Here is a 5,973-nt window from a genome sequence, read left to right as displayed (position 1 = left end):
TGTGCCAACAGTAAACGCTGGGTAGCCATGTACGGAGCGGATAACCGCTGAAAGCATCTAAGTGGGAAGCCCACCTCAAGATGAGTATTCTGGTGTAAGGTCACGGGAAGAACACCCGTTAATAGGCACAAGGTGGAAGTGTAGTAATGTATGGAGCCGAAGTGTACTAACAGACCGTCAGCTTGACCTACTAATTAATTAATTAACTACTTACTTATAATAATCTATGCAGTCTTGAGGGTTTTTAACCTCACAATCTTGGCAGGTATATCTAGCGTTGTGGAACCACTACGACTCCATCCCGAACTCGTGGGTGAAACACGACAGCAGCGACGATACTACGGGGGTAGCCCCTTGGGACAATAGTTCTATGCCTGCCTTAATTCTTCTAAAAAAAACCGCTCTCTCTACGGGCGGCTTTTTTTTGTCTTTAATTCTCTCTCTGAAATTCAATGATGAATGAGTATAGGAGTGGAAGAGTCTATACGCCATAATTCATCAAGACGATGAGCAGGAATTGTTAAATAGAGGATGTCATTTTCTTTTAATTTAATTTCTAATAAGTCCCAACTGTGAATATTTTTATTGCCCCTTGTGATGTAGAGTGGAACAAAATCTGCTTGACTAGCGATATTCTTGATTTCATGATTACAGAAAGGATGGTTAGGGGTAATCATGGTGGCAAGGGCTACCCAGAGTAAATCCTGAGTCATACCATTACCGAGTATTCTTCCTCCTAGGGCGGCAGCGGCAAAGGAATGGGTTGCTAAGTCGGAGGGGGATAATACGGTTTCAAATTGAAATACATCTTGGACTGACTCGGCGAATTGACTTTCTTGCACTCTTAGGGTTACTGGTAGGTTGGGAGCGAGCGCCTTTACCGTTAGAGCTATTTCTACGTTTAGCATATCATTACTGGTAACCACCAAAAGAGCGATCGCCCGGCGCACATTAGCAGTATTTAGGGTATCAGACAAAGTGGCATCTTCTACGATAATTGGTATTCCCAAAGAACGTACAGAATGGAGAAAACGATTATTAGGGTCTGGCTCTATTACTACCACATCTTGCCCTTGACGGTGCAACTCTCGAACAATTTCAATCCCGACATTACCTAAACCACAAACAATGTAATGATTCTTACTGGGTATTTGAGCCACATCCCAAGATTGTTTTAAACGACTGCCGAGGACAAAATCATTGATAAGGGCATAACAAATGCCGATAATCCCAGCACCCACAATCATCATAATGGCGGTAAATATTTTAATAATGTCGGGGGCATTTTCCGCTACTTCTTCTTTTCCCCCTGCCCCCGTAATCATTCCCACACTAAAATAAAGGGCATCCACGGGGGAGATATTCCAGTTCACAAAAACGTAGGTAAAAGTGGCAAGGAAGATTAACGATAATAATACGAGGGTGACAACTATTACAGGACGAGCATATTGTTTATATTTGCCAATATTAAGAAAAACTTTTAAAAACTTTAAGAGAAAATTTCTTGATTTGTTGTTAATTTTTGCCCTTGTGGCAACTATTAAATGATCTCCTAACTCTAACTTTTGACCTTCCATGACGGCGGAAACGAGGTCAATTTCTCCCTGCTTTGGTAAATAATAAATTAACATCTGCTCGAGGTTATCCCACAACTGAGATAACTTTACCCCCAACCAAGGATGATTTTCATCGATTACCTCTTCTTGTAATGCCCATGTTTTATCCAATAATTTTAGATGACCGATCGCCCTGTTTCCAGTAGCAGCAAAGGCGAAGATGGGAGCGGCTAGGGCTGGAACACTCATGGTAAAATGATCTGCTAGGGTATGATCTAACCTTGCCCCAAGGGTACGATTGTAGAGACGATTAATAATTCTAATGTTGGGGTTAAGGGTTCGGGCTTGGGTGACAATGGCCACATTCAGGGCATCATCATTACTAGCCAAGACGATGGTTTGGGCTTCGGTAATTCCAGCTTCCATCAATACTTGAGGAGACCTCATATTACCTACAATGATGTGATCATTTTCTTGGGTAGTCAAGGGGCGATCGCTAATTCCCACCACATTAGCCCCTTGTTGCTTTAACAAATTATAAATCTTATAACCTGTCCTACCTAAAGCACAAACAATAATAAAAGGTTTCATTTTCCGTTGGAGTTAAAATTCGAGCCATAGGTAATCATTGTTAACCTATTTCGTTATGTGTTCATTATCTCCTATGGTGTGAAACCTAATTGTGATTTACTATACTAGAAAAAAGATGAGGTTAAGTGATTACATGACCATGCCACCATCAACATTAAACACCTGTCCTGTAATATAACTAGAAGCAGTATCCGCCGCCAAGAAACGAATCATCCCAGCAATTTCTTCAGGTTTACCGTAACGAGCGAGGGGAATAAATTTTAAAATGTCTTCGGCTTCTAATCCGCTGGTCATATCAGTTTCAATAAATCCGGGGGCAACGGCATTCACCGTAACACCACGACTGGCAAATTCTTTGGCTAGGGTTTTGGTTAAACCGATTACCCCTGCTTTAGCGGCGCTATAGTTAGCTTGTCCGGGGTTGCCCATTTGCCCTGCTACGGAGGAAATGTTGATAATTTTACCGCTTCTTTGTTTAAGCATCATTTTACTGACGGCTTTACAACACAAAAATACCCCCGTAAGATTGAGGTTGATTACCTGTTGCCAATCTTCGAGCTTCATCCTTAACATAAGGGTATCACGGGTAATCCCTGCGTTGTTCACTAGGATGTCAATTTTGCCAAATGCTTTGACTGCTTCTTTGAAAAGGTTATCTACTTCTTCAGGGTTGGAAACATCCGCTTTTATGGCGATCGCACTCCCCCCCCCTTCGGTAATTTCGGCTACGACTTTGTCCGCTGCTTCACTATTACTGGCATAGTTTACGACAATGGATGCTCCTTCTTCGGCAAGGGCGATCGCACTGGCTTTACCAATCCCACGGGAAGCCCCTGTAATTACGGCGACTTGACCTTTCAATCTTTGTAAATTAGTAGGTAATAATTCCATATAAATGTACTTATGATCATTAAACTGCACGGATTAGTTTACCAGAAATATTCACTAAGGAGGAAAAAATTGACCATCCACAACGAACAATAAAAGATAGAGAATTATTGAAACTGATGACAAATTAAGAGTAAAAACATTTCCCTGTTGCCCCCTGCCTATTGTGTTTTAACTCTTGCTAAGATAAAGTAATGATCGTCAGTAATAGTTATAAAAGATGAGAATTCGCCGTCAAGAACCTTCCCCTGCCGTTGCCGTTGAGAGTTTACGCTATCAAGTAAAAGTACCAGAAGCAGAACCCCAAAATATCCTTGAGGAAATTGTATGGTACAAAGAGCAAGAAGTGAAAAAAATGCGCGATCGCCTTTCTCTCTTGGACTTAAGGGTAAAAGTAAATAATCTAACTAATCAACCAAAAGACTTTTTAGGCGCCCTACATCATAGCCCCCATCAACCAGCCCTCATCGCCGAGGTAAAAAAAGCATCCCCTAGTAAAGGGATTATTCGTGAAGATTTTGACCCAAGTGCGATCGCCACAGCGTACGAAAAAGGAGGTGCCGCTTGTTTATCCGTATTAACCGATAAAAAATTTTTTCAAGGTAGCTTTGAAAACCTTGCCATCGTTAGAAATACCGTTAACCTTCCCCTATTGTGTAAAGAATTTATTATTTATCCTTACCAAATCTATCTAGCGAGATTAAACGGTGCCGATGCAGTGCTACTAATTACCGCCATCCTCAAAGATAGTGACATCAAATATTTTCTGAAAATTATCGAAGGGTTAAATATGACAGCATTAATAGAAGTCCATACCCTCGAAGAATTAGACCGAGTTTTAGCCATTGATGGGGTAAAATTAGTCGGTATTAATAACCGTAACCTAGAAAATTTCACTGTTACCCTTGACACCACAAAAGATATTCTTACCGAGCGAAAAAACATCATCAAAGAAAAAGGTATTACCATCGTCAGTGAATCAGGTTTATACACAAAACAAGATTTACAACTTGTACAAAAAGCAGGGGCAAACGCCGTCTTAATCGGTGAATCCTTAGTAAAACAAGATGACATCACCGCAGGGGTACAAAATCTGTACTAACTATTCAATCATTTTACCCATAAGGGGCTAAAACTCCTTGCCTCTTTTTTATACCGTCAGACAAATATTAAATACAATGAAAAAATGATAAATATTTGGGAAAATCAAGAGATAATTAACTGGAGCCAAATAATACTTAATAGCTATCAAAAATTATTCAAAAAAGAATTAATTGAAAGAAAAGGAAATGAATTAACCCAAGGGAAAAATCTCTTTTATGCCCCCATGGTGGTTTTTTCCCATAATACATTATCAGATCCTCACTATAATTATGGTAATGAAAAGGGTTTGATTTTATGGGATATGAGTTGGGAGCAACTAATGGCAACCCCCTCTCGTACCACCACAGAACCTTTATTAAGGGAAGAGAGGGAAAGACTTTTACACGAAACAAATGTTAAGGGTTATGTGACTGATTATCAGGGAGTAAGAATTTCTCGCACAGGAGTTAAATATAGTATAAAAGATATTACTATGTGGAATTTGATAGACGATTCTGATAATTATTGTGGTCAAGCCGCTACCTTTTCTGAGTGGGAAAAACTATAATTTTTTACCCATCATGATCCCGATGGCAAAGCTGATTGTTAAGTTTTGTAAAATTACTGTAAGCTAAAAGTAGTATTACCTAGGAAAAATATTGGTAATTCATCAGAGAAGATAGCAATTTTTATTATGTCAGATAAACGATTAGGCTGGTCATTAGATTATAGAGATCCAGAAACTATAAAAAAGGTAATGCCATTTTGGGAATTTTTATATAAGTATTATTTTCAAGTAAAAACCGATGGCTGGGAGTATATCCCTAATACTCAAGTGTTGTTTGTGGGTTCCCATAATGGAGGATTAGGCGCCCCTGACATGACTATGATGATGTATGACTGGTTCAAACGTTTTGGGGTAGAAAAGCCAGTATATGGACTGATGCACCCCAGTGCGTGGAAAGTTTATAGTGCCGTGGTGGATTTAGCAGCACAGTGTGGAGCGGTGGTAGCCCATCCTAAAATGGCCATAAAGGCGATCGAGTCGGGGGCAAGTGTTTTGGTGTATCCGGGGGGTGCTGAGGATGTGTTTCGCCCCTATAGCCAGAGGGATAAAATTAAGTTGGTGGGCAGAAAGGCTTTTATTAAATTAGCTCTTAAGTATTCTTTACCCATTGTACCTTTGGTGTCTAAGGGCGCCCATGAAACTTTGTATGTATTAACGGATTTGTATCAACAGGCGAAGTCTTTCCATGATTTAGGATGGTTTGATTGGCTTTTAGATGTAGATCCTCAAACTTTTCCTATTTATCTGGGATTACCTTGGGGTATTGCTTTTGGTCCTTTACCAAATATTCCATTACCCAATCCTATTCGTACCCGTGTATGTCCTCCCATTTATTTTAAACATTATGGGATGGATGTTAGTAAGGATAAGGATTATGTGGATGAATGTTATGACATTGTGGAGAAGTCGATGCAGTATCAGTTAGATTTACTTTACCAAGTGGAAAATGAGCGTTTTGTTCGTCTTTAGAAATTTTGAGGGGACAAGGGATTTGTGTTGTGGGGTTGACTTCTCCACGCATTAAAATGACGTGGATTCTAAGCAGATGTCGCTACACAGGTTAAAACCTGTTCGCTCCGCTTACGATATGATTTAGTTAAGCTACTAACGTTATACCGTTTGGGGAGAGTCAATGCTCCCCTACGCACCTTGGCTAAGTCTAACCCTAGCTGTGTACTTACTTTTTTTAAAATATTAATCGCTCCATTGCAATCGGCATTAATAGTTTTACCGTTGGCAATTTTGTACAATCCACGCTGTACTCTTTTTCCACTAAACTTATACTCC

The 5,973-nt window shown here is 39.9% G+C and carries 5 protein-coding genes, 2 rRNA genes and 1 pseudogene; 5 read left to right on the top strand and 3 right to left on the bottom strand.

Annotated elements, in window-relative coordinates:
- Together ACXITR_RS14175 and rrf are read left to right on the top strand one after the other, a co-directional pair.
- Positions 1 to 190 (top strand): 23S ribosomal RNA (locus ACXITR_RS14175); the annotation flags it as partial.
- Positions 191 to 261: 71 nt separating this feature from the next.
- A 5S ribosomal RNA gene (gene rrf, locus ACXITR_RS14170) occupies positions 262 to 379 on the top strand.
- A gap of 70 nt (positions 380 to 449) precedes the next feature.
- Here rrf and ACXITR_RS14165 read toward each other — a convergent pair.
- Positions 450 to 2,147 (bottom strand): potassium channel family protein, encoded by a 1,698-nt coding sequence (locus ACXITR_RS14165; RefSeq protein WP_457997873.1) that lies wholly within the window; start codon positions 2,145 to 2,147, stop codon positions 450 to 452.
- A gap of 129 nt (positions 2,148 to 2,276) precedes the next feature.
- Complete coding sequence (fabG, locus tag ACXITR_RS14160) at positions 2,277 to 3,038, bottom strand: 3-oxoacyl-[acyl-carrier-protein] reductase (protein ID WP_457997872.1); 762 nt, start codon at positions 3,036 to 3,038, stop codon at positions 2,277 to 2,279.
- 217 nt (positions 3,039 to 3,255) lie between these two features.
- Between fabG and trpC the strand changes: the two genes are divergently transcribed.
- The 3 genes from trpC (at position 3,256) to ACXITR_RS14145 (ending at position 5,655) form a co-directional block, all read left to right on the top strand.
- Positions 3,256 to 4,137 carry an indole-3-glycerol phosphate synthase TrpC gene (gene trpC, locus ACXITR_RS14155; RefSeq protein WP_457997871.1) on the top strand — a complete coding sequence of 294 codons (882 nt, stop codon included), beginning with the start codon at positions 3,256 to 3,258 and terminating at the stop codon, positions 4,135 to 4,137.
- An 84-nt stretch (positions 4,138 to 4,221) separates the two neighbouring features.
- Positions 4,222 to 4,686: an MEKHLA domain-containing protein gene (locus ACXITR_RS14150; RefSeq protein ID WP_457997870.1), complete on the top strand. Its 465-nt coding sequence runs from the start codon at positions 4,222 to 4,224 to the stop codon at positions 4,684 to 4,686.
- Between the two features lie 126 nt (positions 4,687 to 4,812).
- Positions 4,813 to 5,655: a glycerol acyltransferase gene (locus ACXITR_RS14145; RefSeq protein WP_457997869.1), complete on the top strand. Its 843-nt coding sequence runs from the start codon at positions 4,813 to 4,815 to the stop codon at positions 5,653 to 5,655.
- Between the two features lie 68 nt (positions 5,656 to 5,723).
- On the opposite strand, the pseudogene ACXITR_RS14140 reads toward ACXITR_RS14145, so the two are convergent.
- Positions 5,724 to 5,973 (bottom strand): annotated as a pseudogene (locus ACXITR_RS14140) (RNA-guided endonuclease TnpB family protein); the annotation flags it as partial.

It is taken from the genome of Cyanobacterium sp. (assembly GCF_054166785.1).
This window is presented reverse-complemented; position numbering and strand designations above follow the sequence as displayed.

Coding starts and splice junctions, on each gene's coding strand:
- trpC (WP_457997871.1), top strand. CDS start 3,256: ATGAGAATTCGCCGTCAAGAACCTTCCCCTGCCGTTGCCGTTGAGAGT.
- fabG (WP_457997872.1), bottom strand. CDS start 3,038: ATGGAATTATTACCTACTAATTTACAAAGATTGAAAGGTCAAGTCGCC.
- ACXITR_RS14150 (WP_457997870.1), top strand. CDS start 4,222: ATGATAAATATTTGGGAAAATCAAGAGATAATTAACTGGAGCCAAATA.
- ACXITR_RS14145 (WP_457997869.1), top strand. CDS start 4,813: ATGTCAGATAAACGATTAGGCTGGTCATTAGATTATAGAGATCCAGAA.
- ACXITR_RS14165 (WP_457997873.1), bottom strand. CDS start 2,147: ATGAAACCTTTTATTATTGTTTGTGCTTTAGGTAGGACAGGTTATAAG.